Raw genomic sequence first — 15,344 nt, forward strand, 5'->3', positions numbered from 1 at the left:
CACCGGCGGCGGTGACTACCGCTCGTCGGACGGGTAGGTGCCGTTCATGCCGTCGCCGATCGGCACCATCGCCCGCAGCCGCGGCATCGTCATCGACGGCTCATGGATCGCCATGACCAAGGTGTGCAGCCGGGCCGCCAGCGCCTCCGCCTCACGGCGAACCGCCCGCATCTCCCGGCGTGCCTCCACCGCCTCGTTACGGGCCTCAGCCAGCCACTGCCGCTGCTCGGCTGAGTCCTCCCGATCGGCCGTCGCCTCGTCGCGCTTCTCCGCCGCCCGCGTCGCCCTGGTCGACGCGCGGTAGGTCAACCCCGCCGTGACCATCGTGCCGACGAGCGCCAGCAGCGCTAAGGCGAGGGATGCGTCCACTGTCGTTCCTTCCAGCCGCGCGGCGGCTCCGGCCAGCTCGCGATGATCGCCACGAAACCGGCGAAGCCACCGAAGATCACGGCGTTGAGATACCACTGGTCGACGCCGCCGATCACCCCGGACGCCACAGCCAGGAGCGTCCACAACACCTTGATGGCGATGGCGCACGCGAACGCGCCGGAGTCCTTACGTCGCCAGGAACGGGACAGGCACAGCAGGCCGACGCCGCCCCACAGGACCGCCCACACCGGCAGCGGCAGGAAGCTGGTGAGGAACGTCAGCCAGGGGGCCGAGCGGTCACGTTCGGACGGGAAGAGCAGCCGGTAGCAGTAGACGAGGTCCACCAGGGCCAGGAAGAGCAGAGTGGAACCGCGGTGGCCGACGCGCCGCCGCAGCCCGGCGGCCACCCGGCGCATCAGCTCTGCTGGGCGGCGTTGATCCGGCGGCCCAGCTCGCCGAGCACCTGGTCGACATCGGCGCCGCCGGCCGGACCCGGGTCACCCTTCGGGCCCTGCGGACCAACCGGACCGGCCGGCCCCTTCGGCCCCGGGTCGCCCTTCTGGGCGGCGGAGAATCGGCGCACGAACAGCGCCTGGACTCGGATGTACGAGTCCGCGTCGTACGTCCGCCCGTCCGACGTGACGCCCACCGACGCCTCCGCCTGCTTCAGCGCCGCCGCGGTGCCGTCGCCGTACACGCCGTCGATGGTGCCGGGGACGAACCCGCAGTTGTTCAGGGCGTACTGCAGGGCGCGGACATTCTCGCCCCGATCCCCGTATCTACAGAACATCTGAGCTACTCCCTCGAGTCGTTCTTTCTGTCCCCACTGGCCGAAGTCGGTCACCATGGCGCGGTTGAGATCGACGGTGCCGCCAGCCAGCTGCACCCCGTTTCGGTACTGCTGGAGATGTATCCCGGGCGCCCACCGGCCGCCGGACCAGGCGTAGGTCTGCCAGAACCAGCGGGCGGTACCGGCCGCCTGGGCGTGGCGGATGACGTTGTACCCGCCGTACAGGCCGACACGGGCTGCGCCGATGACGTCGGCCGCTCCGCGCAGCGCCTCGTCGACGTCGTCCATCTCGCTCGGGCGGACGTCCCAGTCCGCCGAGAAGTAGATCGGCCGGTCGGCCGGCATTCCAAGGCCCCGGAAGTGGCTGTCCGCCTGCTGTGCCCATGAGCGGCCCGCTGTGCGGCCGCGGAAGCCGCTCGCGGTTCCCTCAGCGTTCGCGACGACTGCGATACCGGCGGCCAGCAGCTCCCGGAGCTCAGCTGGCTGAAGCTGCTTGCCGTCGGACCCCGGCCCGCCGTACCTGACCACGAACTGCTTGCCGGCAGGCACCAAGCTGGAGATGGTCGGCCGGTCCCAGGCGTAGTCGATGCCCTCGATTGCCATGCTCGGCTCCTCGTCGGTGAGTTCTCGCGGCACCTCCTACGCGCTGAGGTCCCAGGTGACGCCGTCCAGCCAGATCGACTGGCCAGCGGTAAACGCCGCTTGGTAGGTGATCGTGCCGTCGGCGGCGATGTCGAATTTGTTGCCGCCGCCGGTGTATCTGACAATCGTGGTCACCCCGTGCAGCGGACGGTGCGCGGTCGTGGGGATCGTGGCGATGACCGCGCCGGAGGCGACCGCACCGGTGGCGGTGAGGGTGCCGCGCAGCCGGCCCGCGTCCCCACCGCGCTCCAGTCGCGTTGCAGCATGGGTCGACCCGTGCGACATGCCGGTGCCCGGGGTGATGTCGACGAACGCCGACGGCCCAGCCTCGTTGGAGCCGCCGCCCCCCGCTGCCGTGGCCCACGTGCCCGGCGTGCCGGCCGCCGTGCACAGGTACAGCGCCCCTGCCGAGTCAAGGACGACATCGCCGGCCGCCCAGGTGCCGGACGTCGGCGCGCCCGTGCTGGCACGCTGGCCACGGAAGGTGATCGCGGTCAGTCCGTTGTAGTTGCCGCCGGCGCGGACGCCGAGCAAGGCGCTGAGCACCCTGGTCGCCTCGACCCAGCCGGGTTTGGAGGAATGGCCGGTGCCGTACGCGCCGAGCAGCGCTTCCCTGTTCGCCGCGTTGAGCGGGTTGGTGCTCAGCTCGAAGAATCTGCCGGTCGACGGGCCGTTGCGGTTCTCGTACGCCTCGAAGATCCGCCCGGCGACCCGGTTGGGCAGGGAGGGGGCAGCGCGCACCTCGCCGTTCCCGTTGAACCAGCCAGTCTTGATGGACTGGCCGGTGGCGGACGTGGAGAAGAACTGCAGGGCGTCGGGGTTGTCGTCGGTGGCGCTGTACGGCTGGGTGAGCTTGAGCCACGGGTTACCGGACTGCCCTTGCGCCGGGTCGGGCGGCTGCGCGGTGTTGCCCACGTAGGTGGCGCCGGACGGCGGGGGATTGAGCAGCGTCGCCCCGGAGGCCACCGAGGGCGGCACCAGCCCGAACCCGCCGCCGGCGACGACGCCGAGCAGGTCGCCCACGTTCCGGCCGGCCGGTGGTGGTACGGCCACGTCGCTGAGGTTGGCCACTCCGGTGCTGTGCCCGTTGGCTTGGGCCTTGTGGGAGGCGAGGTCGACGGCGGTCGCCACGGCCTGGTCGCCGACGTCGGCGGGCATCCACACGCGGGGGCCGCCGCCGGCGGACGCCCACGCGCCGGTCACGTTGTCCGGGTACTGCACCCGAGGGATCTGGCCGAGCGCCCGGCCGTCGGTCGTGTCGGACGACTGCACCGACGTGACGGGCTGCCCGACGGAGTTGAGGAGGTCCTCGTACTGGGTGCCGCTGGTCTCGTCGTTGTACCACTTCACCTCGATGCCGCCGACGACCACCGCGTTCTTGCCGGTGACCGCGCCGACCGTGACCGTGTCACCCGAGACGATGGTGTAGTCGGAGGGCCCACCGCCGGCCGTGTAGCGAGTCATGCGTGTCCTTTCCTAGGTGGCGTGCCAGACGAGCGAGCCGTCCACCGTGCGGTCCTCGCCGACGGTGACGCCGGCCGGCGTCACGACGTAGATCCCGGCCGAGGTGACGCGCAGCCCGGCCGGCAGGCCGCCGGACCACCAGAGGACCGCCGACTGAACCGGGAAGGTCGGCGCGAAGCCGCTGGGCACGTTCGCGACCTTGGTGATCGCGCCGGCCGGGAACGCCGCGTTCGTGCGCTGGACCTTGAGGTTGAGGACGCACACGCCGCCGCGCCGCTGCAGGTTGTTCTCGGTCGCGCTGAAGCCGGTGAGCAGGGGCACGGCGAGGACCCCGGAGTCGTCGACGGCGTTACGCCAGTTGGTGCCGTCGGAGAGGATCCAGCGGCCGGTGTCGACCTCGAAGGCGCTGCGTCCCGGGTGGTGTGGGGGCCTGCGGTCGGACTCGCAGAGGATCTGCCCGTCCTCGTTGAGGTACCAGGCCTTGTCGGTGACGGTCGATCCGGCCAGCGTGGTGACGTTGTTCGCCACCGTCACGGTGGCCAGCTCGATCTCGTAGGTGGTGCCTGATCCGGTGCTCGGGTTCCGGGTCGCCGCGGGCGCGCCGGCGCCGGGCGTGCCCTGGACGATCTGCACCGTGACTGACCAGGTGGAGCGGTTGAGCCGCAGCACCACCAGGTCGACGCGCGTCGACCCGGACGTGTTCGCCGCCAGGGTCTTGGTGATCACGGCGGCGTCGTTGGCCCAGCCGTAGCCCTCGACGACGCCCTGGCGGGAGGCGCGGATGCGGATCTCGCGGGTGCCGGTGTTGTCGGCGTACACCAGGGCCTGGTCGTCGGGGTGGCCGAGCAGCCCGGAGGGCAGGGCCCGGCCGAGGAGCCGTTCGTGCTGCAGCTCGGTGACGCCCGGGTTCGGGTACGAGGTCTCCGCCATCAGATGGTCTCCAATCCGTCCACGCGGCGAGACAGGTCACGCAGGTACCTGAGCCACAGTTGGTCGCTGGAGGCCTCCTGCGTACCGACCAGCGCGGTGACGACCTCCCCGGCCTCGGGCGACACCTCCAGGTGCACGGCGCGGACCACGTCGGTGACCTGGACGCCGGAGGCGAGTTCCACCGAGACCCGGTCGCCGAGCTGGTAGTGCGTGCCGTACCGCTGGTCGGGGGTGTCCACGGTGACCGAGGTCAGGCGGGCGGTCTCCGCGCCGCGCGTCAGTGCCTCGTCGCCGGCCTGGTTGAGCTCGGTGGTGTCGGCGGCGGTGTCGGTGGACTGCCGCTGGTCGACGAACGTCTCCATCCGCCCCCACGACGTCGACGCCGTGGTGTTGACGCGCTCGACGACGACGCGGGAGGTGCCGACGTCCTTGCCGCCGACGATCGCCGCGGTGACTGTCGGGGCCTTTGGCTCATACCGGTAGGACCGGAGGTTCCCGAGGCCGGGCGAGAATCGCACCGAGCTGGCCAGGTCCTGCGGGGCGTAGACGTCGAAGAGCAGCTGGCCGGTGGCGATGTCCTGCCGGGTGCGCATCCCCAGCCCCCCGCCGGCGATCGCCGCCGAGCGCAGCGCGTCGCCGAGCGGCTCGAAGCGGCTGCCGACCTTGATGGTGGTGCCGAGGCCGGCCCCGCCGCCGAGGGCCAGCTGCGGCACCCGCCGTGCTGTCAGCGCGCCGGGGCCGGCGTTGAGGTTGACCAGGGACCGCATGATGTCGCCGGCGGCCGCCGTGGCGGTCCACCGGGCGGTCGACGTCTGCGCGGTCGCCGCGGCGGCCGGGTTGGGGTAGGTGATCCGGGCGACGACGGCCGCCAGGTCGTCGGAGAACTGGACCTCGCAGATGCCGGGCCCGGACGCCTGCCCGGAGACCGACCAGTCCTCCGGGCCGGGCTCCTCGATGGGGCCAGCGCAGAACACGGCTCCGTCTCGGATCACCACGACCCGGTTGCCCGGGGCGAGTTGCGCGGCGGACACGGCGGTCCGCGGTGCCCGCAGGACGCCGGTGGCCGGCTCGTTGAAGCGGAGGGTGATGTCCAGGTCGGTCCAGCCGCTGATCGGGTCGCCGATGACGTTGAGGTCCCGGTCGGTGACGAGGATGGTGATCCGCGCTGGCGCGGGCAGCGACAGGGGCATGGTCAGGCCGTCTCGTATCGAGGGACGTAGGACAGGGTGATCGAGGTGCCCGCGCCAGCGCCGGCCACGGCGAACTCGACGTCGTTGAGGCCCGGCTGCAGGCCCCACAGCACCGCCCCCGGCCAGGACAGCTTCCCGGTCCAGATCGCGTCACCGGGGCCGCGCACGGTTGGCGGGTCGGTGGTGATGGTCGCGACCTGGCCGGCGGTGAGCGTGCCGGTGAGGGTGAAGCTCTCGCCGGTGGTGTGGTTGGTCGCGACCACCGACGTGGCCGGGCCGACGATCGTCCACTCCGGCCACGCCTCGACGTCGCCAGCGTTGGTCGCTGTGGCGACGCCCAGCACGCTGGTCGGGCTCACCGTCAGGTACGGGCTGAGGTAGGACACCGGCGCGCCGGCGTAGGCGTACGGGATGCTCTCGGGGGTGACGTCGCGCCAGTAGGGGTCGGGGCAGTAGAGGCTGAGCACGGCCGTGTCGTACAGCCAGCCCTGGCCGGGCTCACCCTCAATGCCGCCCTGGTAGTAGCACTCGATCTCCCTGGCCGAGCCGTCCGGGCGCAGGATCCGCAGTTTCCCGGGGCCGAGCCGGCGGGTGGCCACGATCGGCCGGACGAAGTCCCGCCAGCCGCCCACCAGCTCCATGTGGGTGTCGGCGCGCACCCGCACCGGCAGCGTCATGGTGCGTGGCTGCGGCTGGACGTGCCCCACCCGGGTACCGCCGCGCGGGTGCGGGTAGGCGACGATGATGATCGGTGCCGCGCCGACCACGTTGGACCAGCCGTCGAGGGTGAAGTGCAGCTCGGTGTCGCTGGTCAGCTGCAGCTCGGTGCCGTCGGGCCCGATCCACACCAGCTGGAAGCGGCCGGGGTCGCGCGGCCGCTGCGGGGCCGGCGCTGGGGTGGGCGTCGGCTCGGGGGCCGGGGTGGTGGGCGGGCTGATTACGCCGACGTAGACGGGCATCTACCGAGGCCTCCCCAACCTGGCCAGCGCGTCCTGCCGGCGCTGCAGCGCGGACAGGTCGTGCACCGTGAAATTCGCCTGCTGCGGGTAGACGGCGATCCGGTTGTCGTTGGTCACCGACGGGCCCGGCCCCCAGCTGCCCTGGGGCACGACTCGCTGTCCGTACCAGCGGGCCGCCGTGGCGAGGATGTCCAGCGACCGGTCCCGGTTTCCGTTGCGCGGGATGAAGGCCTCGCCGCCGGTGGCGGGCTCGGCGAACGCGTACCGGGCCGGGGAGACGGCGCTGTAGACGGCGGCCTCGCGGAGGTTCACCAGGCCGTCCTGGGCGTGCTCGTAGACGCCACCCCACCGGTTCTTCAGCGACGTGCCGCCGGGCAACTTCAGGTCGCCGTTGGACTTGTAGTAGACGCCGACCGTGATGTTCTTGCTGTTGATCTTCCCGAGGCCGGCTTGCACCCGGGCGATCGCCGACAGGGCCTGCTCGCTGTTGACCGACACGGTGCGCTGGATGTTCGGGATGCCGAACAGCCGGTCGGCCAGGGCCTTCGCCTTACCGGCCTCCATGCCCATCGCGTCGGCGGCCTTGAGGAACGCGGCCCGGCCCCGCTCGGTCGCCGCGTTCGCGGCTTCCTGGGAGCCGGTCTCGGCCAGGGTCGCGTCCCGCTTGCGGTACGTGGTCTTGACGATCGCGTCCAGGGCGGCCTGGTTGGCCCGGCCCTTCTCGGTGCCGTCGGACAGGGCCTGGCCGTTGCGCTTCACCGACTCGGTCGCCGCGTCCACGGCCGCCTCGAAATCCCGGTTCGCCGCCCGGGCGTCGAGGGTCTTGCTGGACAGCTCGTCGAGGATGTCGCGCAGCGACCGCACCTCGAAGGTCGCCTCGGTGGCGGCGCCGTCGACCTTGAGCAGGCCACCCTGGATCTTCTGGCCGGCCCCGTCGCCGGCGTCGCCGCCGGCGTCGAGGGCGTCCTTCAGCTCGTGCATCCGGTCTCGGTTGTGCTCGACCTGGTCGCCGATGACCGGCAGCCACCCGTACAGCGAGTACGTGAAGTCGGCCGCGGCCACGCCGGCCTCGACGAGCCACCGGTAGAGGGTGGACATGCCGTCGACCAGCATCGTCACCCCGGCGATGGTGTCCTCGACGGCCAGGAAGATCAGGTGGATGGCGGAGGCGCCCTCGTCGGCGTGGTCGGCGACTGTGGACAGCAGCTCGGACAGCTCCCGGCCGACGCCAGGCAGGTCGTTTTCGACGACGGCGATGATCGGACCGGCGGCCGCCGCGGCGTCGGCGATACCGGGGGCGAGCTCGCGGACGAAGCCAGCCACCCCACGCGCCAGGGGCTCGACGTAGCGGGAGGTGGAGGCGAACACGTCGTCGATGTCGCCGGCGACGTCCTCCCACGCCGAGCGGAGGATCCCGATCCCGGCGATGGCCGGCTGCACGAACCGGCTGCCGGAGTCCTCCAGGTCACCGAGGACCGCGTCGGCGAGGTCCTTCCCGGCCGCCTGGACCCGCTGGTCCTTCGCGGCGATCTTCAGCCCGCCGACCACCCCGCCGACGCCGACCCCACCGACGATCGCGCCGGAGATCGTGGCGCCGATGACGGCGGCGGCCGGCACCGCGATGATGCCGCCCATCGCGGCGCCGGCCGGGCCGAGCGGCGCGTTGGACAGCATCCCCTTCAGCTTGTCGATGATCTGCGTGCCGACCGAGTCGGGGATGACGTCCTCGACGTCCTTGAAGTCGATCAGCTTGCGGATGCTGGTCTGCTGACGCAGCTTGCCCTGCTCGGCGGACAGCTTCTCGCTGAGCTTCGCCCGTTCCGCCTCATCGGAGGTGCGGGCGATCTCCCGAGCCAGTTCCCGGACGCTACTGGCGGTCTCGTCGATCTGCCGGTCGAGCCGGGCCGCGTCGTCGCGCAGCGACCCCAGCTTGCGGCCGGCGTCGCGGGCGGAGTCACCGAGCCCGTCGGTGGACTCGCTGGCCCGCTCGGTGCCGGTGGCGACGTCCTTCGCGCTGTCGGCGACGTCGTCGAGGCTGTCCTCCAGGCGCTGCGCCGCGCCGGTCGCGTTGTCCATGCCGCGCACGAAGGGCTGCTCGTCGACGTCCAGGCCGACCTTCGTCGTACGCGACACCGGATCTCACCTCCTCGGCACGAGACGGACCGCGTGGATCATCGCGGCCGGGAACTGCGGGTTCAGCGCGGCGGTGTCGCGCTCGGAGCGCTGCAGGGCGGCACAGCAGTGGCACTGCACCGGCGTGCCCTCCACCGGCCGGTACACCCCCGTGCCGCGCGGGTTGTTGAAGTCGTTCTCCATCGCCGTGGAGGCCTCCAGCGGCTCCCCGCACTGCTTGCACAGGCCGGCCTCGTACGCCTCCAGCGCGACCATCCAGGCCAGCTGCTCCGCGGTCCACTCCGTCTCCGGGGTGGAGCGGACCAGCCGGCCGTCGGCGTACTCGTGAACGGTGGACGGCTCCCAGCCCTCCAGCCGGCGCGGGCTTACGCCGAGGGTTCGGGCGAGCCGGAGTCGCTGCCGGAGGTCGGGCTCGTCAGCAATCCGGCGACGGAGAAAGGGAGGTCGACCTCGCGGACGTTGAGGTTCCAGCACTTGCGCCACCAGGTGCGCCACTGCTGCACGGCCAGCCGCCCGCTGTCCAGGTCGAGCAGCTGCTCCCACGTGGCCTCGGCCAGCGCCGGACTGACCGTCGACCGCCGCACCAAGGCGGGCAGGAACGTCGCCCGGTTGACGCCCATCCGCAGGTCGTCCTCGTCGTCGGTGCGCGCCGGGTGTTCCTCGACGAGCTCGTTCCACCGCTTCGGGGTCAGCCCCCGCAGCTGGAACTCGACGGTGGCCGCCTCCACCTGGTCGCGCAGCTCCTCCATCCGCTGCGCCAGCGCGGTGGTGCCGTCGCCGGCGACCCGCGGGTCAGCGGCCGAGCGGGCTTTCGCCTCGGCGAGCTCCCGGCCGAGCTGGGTCCACTGCGCGACCAGGTCGAGGCGGGTGCACACCTTCATGGTGTCCTCGGGCAGCCGCGCGCCGGTCAGCAGCGCGTCGACGTCGGTCACGCCACCACCGCCACGTCCATGTGCACCACGTTGGTGACGAACAGCCGCTGCGTGGCCGTGTGCACGCTGTTGGCGCCGTTCCAGTTCTTCATCGGCTCGCCGGCCTCGATCGGCCACACGTCGACGATGTCGGCGACCGCGTAGGCCTGCGTCGACGGCACCCCGTAGCGGGGCACGATGAAGCCCTTGACGCCCTCGGCGAGGGTCAGGTACGCCTCGTTGTTGTCCGGGCTGGCCGGGTTGTGCACGTACACGACCGTCAGCGACTTGGACTTGCGGCCGGGCTTCTCGAAGTCCTGGACGGTGGCGATCCGGCTGTCGGTGACGGTGGCCTGCTCGCCGCCCGGCTGCCAGCCGTCGCCGGTGATGTAGCCGTGCAGGTCCAGCGACGTCACCGCGTTGAGCTCGGTCAGCTTCGGTGCGGACGGGTCGGTGAGCGACACCACGAACTTGAAGGCCAGGGTGCCGTCGCTCTTGACGGAATCGGGCAGCTGCAGCGGCGACGTCATCGGGTCTGCTCCTTGCTCTTCGTGCCGGTGGTGGCGGCCGGGGCGGGCGGCAGCGGCTCACCCAGGTTGTTGACCGCCGGCTGGCCGGTGAGGATCTCGACGTCGCCGCGCTCGACGAGCTGCTCGGCCCGCCTCTTCGGCAGCGACGATTCGGTCTTGGCGGTCTTGTCGCGTACGCGCACGAACTCAGTCGGCACGACTCCTCCAGTGGGTGTGGTGCCGGTCAGCCCGGCAGGGTTTCGAGACGGAACAGGTACGTCTGGTCGACGACCAGGCGGCCGGTGGACTCGTCCGGCCGGGCCGGTGGCGAGTCGAGGTAGCGGATCGGGTACGACTGCCGGCCGGCGATGGTCGGGACGACGTCGAGCAGCGCGTTGACGACCTGCTGCGCTACCGCGCGGGCGGCGATGTCGTTGCCGCCGACGCAGTGGCAGGTGATGTCGAAGACGGCCCGGGTGGTCGCCGCGACGATCGACGGGCCGAGCGCGAAGCCGGGCCGGATCTGCGCCGCTACGTACGGCGGCTCCGCGCCGTCGGGGACGATCTGGCCGGTGTCGTCCGGCTCCTCGGGCGGGTACACCGGCAGGTCTGGGACGCCGCGCAGCAGGCCCAGGACCGCGTTGGCGTGGGCCTGGATGTCGATGCTCACGTCCGGCCGTCCAGGGCGTCCGCTGCGGCCTTGCCCAGGCCCTGCTCCCAGTCGGGGGTCCAGATGTCCAGCGCCGGCCCCAGGTGGGCGTACGGCGGGTTGTTGATGGTGCCGTACTCCAGGATGTTGCCCAGCGCGCCCTGGCGGCGTTCCTTCTCCGGGCCGATCTCCGCGCTGACCCCGTCGCCGACGCCGCGGTCGTCGACGTCGTAGGTGATCGCCTTCGGGTAGTCCGGGGCGTGGGCCAGGCCGGAGGCGAACTCCCGGCTGGTGTCCTTGATGCCGCGGGCGGTGAATTCGGTGGCCTTGACGATGTTGCGGTGCGCGTTGGCCGGCACCTGCTCCAGGTGCGCCACCAGGTTGTTGAGGTCCGCGGCGTCCAGGTCGATCTTCACGACGTGCGCTCCTTGACCTTCAGCCGGCGCGCGGTGGCGTCGGAGTGCCGGTGCGGGGCGTCGACGACGAACGTCCGGCCGACCAGGTCGGGGTCGCCGGCCGAGGCGGTGATCACGCACTCGTCGCCGGGCTGCGGCGCGGGCGTGCCGCTCATCGGGATGTGCACCTCGACGCCGACCATCACCACCACCGCCTCCCCGGCGGTGGCCGGTGCGGCGGTGGGTGACGGCTGCTTGACCCGGCACTTGCCGGCGTACCCGGCGGCGTACGTCGGGGTGATCTTGCCGGTGGTCGGGTTGGTGACGGTGCCGGTCTTGCGGCGGAACGCGCAGGTGTCGCGCATCCGCGCCTCGGCGACGCGGCGGCCGCGGGCCACGGCTCGGTCGATGCGCATCAGCGTCTCCGCCCGTACTGGCGGCGCAGGGCCGCGCGCAGCGCCGGCGTGCCGTCCATGTGGGTGGACATCGTCGCGTAGGTGGCGGACCAGTCGTCCTGGGACTCGGCCTTGAGGCCTTCCGGGTTACCGGGGATGTCGCGGATCAGGCCGAGGACCGCGGAGCGGGCCAGCTGCAGCTCCTGCGCGTCGGGTGGGTATCCGTGGCTGTAGACGACGGTGACCGGGATCAGGTCGTCGGGCTGGTCGGACCAGCCGCACCGCCGGTACAGGCGGGTGCCGTGCAGCCGGTACCCGGCGGCGCCGGACGTCAGCGGGCTGCCGTTGTAGTCCACCGAGGTGACCGACTGGACCGGGAACTGCGGCAGGGCCAGCCACTGGCCCGGGCCGGCGGTGAGCACCGCGGTGTCGTCGACGACCTGGATGATCCGCTGCCCGCCGGCGGCGGCCTGGACCACCGCGGTGGCGCACTCGATCAGCAGGGTCACCTGCGCGTCGTTGAGGCCCTGGTCATCGAGCAGGTTCTTCAGGTCGGCCGGGGCCGCCAGCTGGTCCGCCACCGCGTCCTCCTTCCCTCACGTCAGGCCCGGCCGGCAGAGCACACCTGCCGGCCGGGCCGGGCGTTCAGCTGCGGCTGCTGCCGGTGGCCTTGGCCGCGGTGGCCTTCGTCGCCTTGGCCGGGGTGGCCTTGGCCGAGGTGGACTTCGCCGGCGCGGCGGCCGCCGAGGTGTCGCCGGCGCCAGCGGCGAGCGGGTCCGGGTCGGGAACGGCCACCCCACCCGGGGTGACCGGGGCGATCACCAGGCCGTCGTCGGTGATGGCCTCGGGCACCGCCGGCGGTTCGGTCTCCTGCCCGCCCATGAGCTTCTGCAGCTCCGCGACCAGGCCCTGCCGGGTGTTGAGGCCCTTGGTCTGTTCCATGTCCAGGGCGACCCGGGCCCGGGCGAGGTCCTCGCCGACCCAGTCGAGGATGGCCTCGGCGGTGCCGGCGGTGATGATGTCCCGGTCGATCTCGTCCGGCTCGACCAGGCCCGGCACCGGCCGGCCGGCCGGCGTACCGAACCGGGTGGTCGGCCCCTCGGTGTCGGCCGGGGCGTCCTTGTCGTCCTGCAGTCCGATCGCGCCGGCGTCGAGCAGCCGCTGACGGTGCTCGTCCGACACGTCGCCGGGCAGGGGCGAACCGTGCGGGACGTCGACCTGGGCGCGGCCGGCGCCCACCTGCGTCTCCACGGTCACGTAGCCGGCCGTGACGACGTACTTCTCCGTGTCCTTGCCCATGATCGTGGGGCTCCTTACGCCTTGAGGTTGACGATCTTGCCGTGCTTGCGCTCGTTGCCGTATCCGAGCCCGACCTCGCCGTAGATCTGGTTCTTGTCGTAGGCGCCGGTCTTGGCCAGGGGCTCTTCGAACATGTGTCCCTTGCCGGGGACCTCCAGGTAGACCGGCTTGCACTCCTCGAGGGAGACGACCTGCACCACGTCGGCCGGCATGTGCCGGTTGAGCATGATGTTGAGGATCCCGAAGTCGGTCTCGATCCGGTTGACGGTCACACCGCCGACGGTGGAGATCTCCTTGGTGACGTAGCCGGCCGCCACGTAGGCGTTGGTGATCGCCAGCTTCTGGGACGCGCTGACCATGATCGTGGCGGTCTCGGACTGCATGATGCCGCCGTTGTTGAAGACGGTCATCAGCAGCGCGTCGACCATGGTCTTGGTGAGGGCGACGCCCTTGGCCCAGACCACGGTGCCGTCGACGGCGATATTGACCGCCGCGCCGCCCTTGGTCAGCGAGACGCTGAAGGTGTTCGCCGAGCTGGCCACCACGTAGTACACGTCGGTGGTGGTCAGCGGGGTGGCGGTGCCGACCGACGTGAACCGGACCGAGTCGCCGTTGGCCAGGCCGTGGGCGGTCAGGGTGATCAGGTCGGTCGCGGCGGCCGCGGTGCCGGTGGCGGTGGCGCCGCCGGCGGCGTCGACGACGTTGGACACCGTCGCGGCGAGGATGCCCCGGGTCTTGCGGGCAGTCAGGTTGTCCGCCGGCAGCTGGTAGATGCCGTTGATGAACGACCACTCGACGTCCCGGGCGATCTGCTGCAGCATCAGCTCGGTCTGCCAGTCCAGCTCGTCGACGACCGGGTTGGTCGCGCCGCCGGTGGCCAGCCCCGCCAGCCGGCCGGTCGCGGCCCGCTTGGTGTAGCTGACGCCGACGGTCTCGTGGTGGATCTGCGTGACGTTCTTCTTCTGCCCGCGGACCCGGTTCTGCGGGGTCGGCGCGTCCTGGCCCTCCAGGGCCGTGTTCTGACCGGCGGCGCGCAGGTCGTACTCCGACCATTCGAACTCGACGTCGGTGGTCTGCCCGCCGCCGGTCAGCCCGCCGATCGCCGAGAAGAACGGCGTGTCGGTCGGGGTGAGCAGGTGCAGGATGCCCGTGTAGTTGGGCAGGTTGTAGGTGGTGCCGAGCGCGGTGATACCAGCCATCGCTGGTCGCTCCCTTCGATGTCGTTCCGTGGGCGCGGCCCGCGCCGGCCCCTCGGTTACTGCTGGACGGTCGAGGCCAACTTCTGCTTCTGCAGACGGATGACCTCACGGACGTTGCCGGTCTTCTGCGCCGCGGCGATCTGCGCGTCGAGGTCCACCGGCGGTGCAGTGCCCCGGCTGCCCTGTGACGGGTCCGGAGCAGGATTACGCGGCCCGGCCGGCGCGGCGGGGAACAGCGTGAGCAGCTCGGCGGCGTCGGCCTCCAGCTCCTCACGCGTCGAGCCCTGCAGCCGGGCGGCCTGCTGGAGGGTGAGGCCCTTCGCGGCGGCGATCTCCGCCCGCCAGCGGGCCGTCCGCTCCGAGTTCAGCTCCTCCTCGTGCTTGGTCAGCCGCTCGGTGAGCTGCTCCAGCTCGGTCGGCGCGTTGCCGGTCGGCTTGCTGCCGAGCAGCTCCGCCAGCTGCTTGAGCGGCGCCAGCTCGCCGAGCTGCTTCTCCAGGGCCTTGCGGGCCTCCCGCTCCTCCCGCAGCGCCTTCTCCCCGCCCGGGCCGAGCGGCTTGTCGGTCGGGTCACCGGCTGGCGGCGGGGTGGTGGGCGGCTGGCCGGCGCCCGCGCCGGGATCCGCGGGCGGGTTCGCCGACGGCTGACCGGCCCCGGGGGCCGGGTCCGCGGGCGGGTCCGGAGCGGCGCCGAGCTGCGGCCACACCAGGCGACCGGATTGGGTACGGCCGATCGCGCGCAACGGGTCGCCCGTGCGCGGGTGCAGCAGGTACGGGTGGGTGGGCAGGTGGGTCATCGCGACCTCCGGTAGGTGGCCCGGCATCGCGCCGAACCAGGTGATGAGCGGTGGCCTGGCGCGCCGCGCTCAGGTGTGGTCGGGCCAGTGCCAGGTGCCGCCTCGAAGTGACGGCTCGATCCAGCCGCAGGCGCAGTAGCGGAAGGGGCTGCCGTGATGCGCCCGGTTCAGGCAGCGCGGGTCGCCAGGCGTCTCCGCGCCGTCGTGGTACTCCAAGCCGCCGTCGTCCGCGAGCGGGTGGAAGAACAGGCCGGTGGGGTTGGCCACCATCACGCCGACCCGGCCGGCTTCCCCGACCTCCGTGATCGTGGCCGCCCGGCACGCCGGCGGGAACTTCCCGTCCGCGCTGCCTCGAGCGACGTAGTGGACCGCGCGGCCGATGGCCGGGGGCTGCTCGGGGGCCGGCGTCTCAGGCACGAGGCGGCCAAATCCAGCGGCCCTGCTCGCCGGCCTCGCCCTCGGGACGGGAGGTCGCCCAGTAGGTGTCGTTGCCGTCGAGGAACACCTGCAGGTTGGCAGCGTCGGCGCCGAACACGCGGACGACCATGGCCGGGTAGGTGTCGCCGGCCTCGACGCGGTTGCCGACGTGGCCCACGAAGCCGGTGTTGCCGGGCGTCGACTGGTCCGCGAAGTCCTTCCGACGGCGGTTGACCGCCTCGGCGTCGAACGTGGTCAGGGTGTAGTGAACGATGCGGCCGATGGTGGGCTGCATGGGG

21 protein-coding genes are annotated in these 15,344 nt (G+C 72.1%); all 21 read right to left on the reverse strand.

The genetic code is table 11. The features are described 5' to 3' along the window. Positions 1-15: 15 nt before the first annotated feature. Complete coding sequence (locus tag ABUL08_RS25770; protein WP_350932577.1) at positions 16-369, reverse strand: hypothetical protein; 354 nt, start codon at positions 367-369, stop codon at positions 16-18. Further along, positions 348-785, reverse strand: coding sequence for a hypothetical protein (locus tag ABUL08_RS25775; RefSeq protein ID WP_350932578.1), 438 nt, complete (start codon positions 783-785; stop codon positions 348-350). The genes ABUL08_RS25770 and ABUL08_RS25775 overlap by 22 nt, the downstream gene beginning before the upstream one ends. Next, complete coding sequence (locus ABUL08_RS25780) at positions 785-1,762, reverse strand: glycoside hydrolase domain-containing protein (protein ID WP_350932579.1); 978 nt, start codon at positions 1,760-1,762, stop codon at positions 785-787. Before ABUL08_RS25780 ends, ABUL08_RS25775 begins: the two co-directional genes overlap by 1 nt. Before the next feature lie 36 nt (positions 1,763-1,798). Beyond that, a complete protein-coding gene (locus ABUL08_RS25785; RefSeq protein ID WP_350932580.1) occupies positions 1,799-3,265 on the reverse strand; it encodes a hypothetical protein in 1,467 nt (488 codons plus the stop codon). Positions 3,266-3,277: 12 nt separating this feature from the next. Then, positions 3,278-4,195 (reverse strand): hypothetical protein, encoded by a 918-nt coding sequence (locus tag ABUL08_RS25790; RefSeq protein WP_350932581.1) that lies wholly within the window; start codon positions 4,193-4,195, stop codon positions 3,278-3,280. After that, positions 4,195-5,385, reverse strand: a complete 1,191-nt coding sequence (locus ABUL08_RS25795; protein ID WP_350932582.1) for a siphovirus ReqiPepy6 Gp37-like family protein — start codon at positions 5,383-5,385, stop codon at positions 4,195-4,197. Before ABUL08_RS25795 ends, ABUL08_RS25790 begins: the two co-directional genes overlap by 1 nt. A gap of 2 nt (positions 5,386-5,387) precedes the next feature. Beyond that, the gene (locus tag ABUL08_RS25800) at positions 5,388-6,344 is read right to left on the reverse strand and encodes a phage distal tail protein (RefSeq protein WP_350932583.1); all 957 of its coding nucleotides are present in this window, start codon (positions 6,342-6,344) and stop codon (positions 5,388-5,390) included. Next, complete coding sequence (locus tag ABUL08_RS25805) at positions 6,345-8,477, reverse strand: hypothetical protein (RefSeq protein ID WP_350932584.1); 2,133 nt, start codon at positions 8,475-8,477, stop codon at positions 6,345-6,347. 6 nt (positions 8,478-8,483) lie between these two features. Next, a complete protein-coding gene (locus ABUL08_RS25810; protein ID WP_350932585.1) occupies positions 8,484-8,732 on the reverse strand; it encodes a hypothetical protein in 249 nt (82 codons plus the stop codon). A 110-nt stretch (positions 8,733-8,842) separates the two neighbouring features. Then, the gene (locus ABUL08_RS25815; protein WP_350932586.1) at positions 8,843-9,409 is read right to left on the reverse strand and encodes a hypothetical protein; all 567 of its coding nucleotides are present in this window, start codon (positions 9,407-9,409) and stop codon (positions 8,843-8,845) included. Further along, positions 9,406-9,918 (reverse strand): phage tail tube protein, encoded by a 513-nt coding sequence (locus tag ABUL08_RS25820; RefSeq protein WP_350932587.1) that lies wholly within the window; start codon positions 9,916-9,918, stop codon positions 9,406-9,408. The genes ABUL08_RS25815 and ABUL08_RS25820 overlap by 4 nt, the downstream gene beginning before the upstream one ends. Further along, complete coding sequence (locus tag ABUL08_RS25825) at positions 9,915-10,115, reverse strand: hypothetical protein (protein ID WP_350932588.1); 201 nt, start codon at positions 10,113-10,115, stop codon at positions 9,915-9,917. The genes ABUL08_RS25820 and ABUL08_RS25825 overlap by 4 nt, the downstream gene beginning before the upstream one ends. A gap of 26 nt (positions 10,116-10,141) precedes the next feature. Further along, positions 10,142-10,567 carry a hypothetical protein gene (locus tag ABUL08_RS25830; protein WP_350932589.1) on the reverse strand — a complete coding sequence of 142 codons (426 nt, stop codon included), beginning with the start codon at positions 10,565-10,567 and terminating at the stop codon, positions 10,142-10,144. Further along, positions 10,564-10,962 carry a hypothetical protein gene (locus tag ABUL08_RS25835; RefSeq protein ID WP_350932590.1) on the reverse strand — a complete coding sequence of 133 codons (399 nt, stop codon included), beginning with the start codon at positions 10,960-10,962 and terminating at the stop codon, positions 10,564-10,566. The genes ABUL08_RS25830 and ABUL08_RS25835 overlap by 4 nt, the downstream gene beginning before the upstream one ends. Beyond that, on the reverse strand, positions 10,959-11,357 hold the full coding sequence (locus ABUL08_RS25840; RefSeq protein WP_350932591.1) for a DUF6093 family protein: 399 nt from the start codon (positions 11,355-11,357) through the stop codon (positions 10,959-10,961). Before ABUL08_RS25840 ends, ABUL08_RS25835 begins: the two co-directional genes overlap by 4 nt. Then, entirely contained in the window at positions 11,357-11,917 is a 561-nt protein-coding gene (locus ABUL08_RS25845) for a hypothetical protein (protein ID WP_350932592.1), read from the reverse strand. Before ABUL08_RS25845 ends, ABUL08_RS25840 begins: the two co-directional genes overlap by 1 nt. A 64-nt stretch (positions 11,918-11,981) precedes the next feature. Continuing rightward, entirely contained in the window at positions 11,982-12,635 is a 654-nt protein-coding gene (locus ABUL08_RS25850) for a hypothetical protein (RefSeq protein ID WP_350932593.1), read from the reverse strand. A gap of 14 nt (positions 12,636-12,649) precedes the next feature. Continuing rightward, entirely contained in the window at positions 12,650-13,834 is a 1,185-nt protein-coding gene (locus ABUL08_RS25855; protein ID WP_350932594.1) for an SU10 major capsid protein, read from the reverse strand. A gap of 56 nt (positions 13,835-13,890) precedes the next feature. Continuing rightward, entirely contained in the window at positions 13,891-14,628 is a 738-nt protein-coding gene (locus ABUL08_RS25860; RefSeq protein ID WP_350932595.1) for a hypothetical protein, read from the reverse strand. A gap of 69 nt (positions 14,629-14,697) precedes the next feature. Continuing rightward, complete coding sequence (locus ABUL08_RS25865; RefSeq protein WP_350932596.1) at positions 14,698-15,045, reverse strand: hypothetical protein; 348 nt, start codon at positions 15,043-15,045, stop codon at positions 14,698-14,700. After that, positions 15,038-15,340, reverse strand: coding sequence for a hypothetical protein (locus ABUL08_RS25870; protein ID WP_350932597.1), 303 nt, complete (start codon positions 15,338-15,340; stop codon positions 15,038-15,040). Before ABUL08_RS25870 ends, ABUL08_RS25865 begins: the two co-directional genes overlap by 8 nt. Positions 15,341-15,344: the final 4 nt, after the last annotated feature.

Source organism: Micromonospora sp. CCTCC AA 2012012 (assembly GCF_040499845.1).
GTDB classification, from domain to species: domain Bacteria; phylum Actinomycetota; class Actinomycetes; order Mycobacteriales; family Micromonosporaceae; genus Micromonospora; species Micromonospora mangrovi.

Excerpts from the sequence above, each read along its gene's own strand:
- ABUL08_RS25775 (WP_350932578.1), bottom strand. The coding sequence starts at position 785 with ATGCGCCGGGTGGCCGCCGGGCTGCGGCGGCGCGTCGGCCACCGCGGT.
- ABUL08_RS25780 (WP_350932579.1), bottom strand. The coding sequence starts at position 1,762 with ATGGCAATCGAGGGCATCGACTACGCCTGGGACCGGCCGACCATCTCC.
- ABUL08_RS25785 (WP_350932580.1), bottom strand. The coding sequence starts at position 3,265 with ATGACTCGCTACACGGCCGGCGGTGGGCCCTCCGACTACACCATCGTC.
- ABUL08_RS25790 (WP_350932581.1), bottom strand. The coding sequence starts at position 4,195 with ATGGCGGAGACCTCGTACCCGAACCCGGGCGTCACCGAGCTGCAGCAC.
- ABUL08_RS25795 (WP_350932582.1), bottom strand. The coding sequence starts at position 5,385 with ATGCCCCTGTCGCTGCCCGCGCCAGCGCGGATCACCATCCTCGTCACC.
- ABUL08_RS25800 (WP_350932583.1), bottom strand. The coding sequence starts at position 6,344 with ATGCCCGTCTACGTCGGCGTAATCAGCCCGCCCACCACCCCGGCCCCC.
- ABUL08_RS25810 (WP_350932585.1), bottom strand. The coding sequence starts at position 8,732 with ATGGTCGCGCTGGAGGCGTACGAGGCCGGCCTGTGCAAGCAGTGCGGG.
- ABUL08_RS25820 (WP_350932587.1), bottom strand. The coding sequence starts at position 9,918 with ATGACGTCGCCGCTGCAGCTGCCCGATTCCGTCAAGAGCGACGGCACC.
- ABUL08_RS25840 (WP_350932591.1), bottom strand. The coding sequence starts at position 11,357 with ATGCGCATCGACCGAGCCGTGGCCCGCGGCCGCCGCGTCGCCGAGGCG.
- ABUL08_RS25850 (WP_350932593.1), bottom strand. The coding sequence starts at position 12,635 with ATGGGCAAGGACACGGAGAAGTACGTCGTCACGGCCGGCTACGTGACC.
- ABUL08_RS25855 (WP_350932594.1), bottom strand. The coding sequence starts at position 13,834 with ATGGCTGGTATCACCGCGCTCGGCACCACCTACAACCTGCCCAACTAC.
- ABUL08_RS25860 (WP_350932595.1), bottom strand. The coding sequence starts at position 14,628 with ATGACCCACCTGCCCACCCACCCGTACCTGCTGCACCCGCGCACGGGC.
- ABUL08_RS25870 (WP_350932597.1), bottom strand. The coding sequence starts at position 15,340 with ATGCAGCCCACCATCGGCCGCATCGTTCACTACACCCTGACCACGTTC.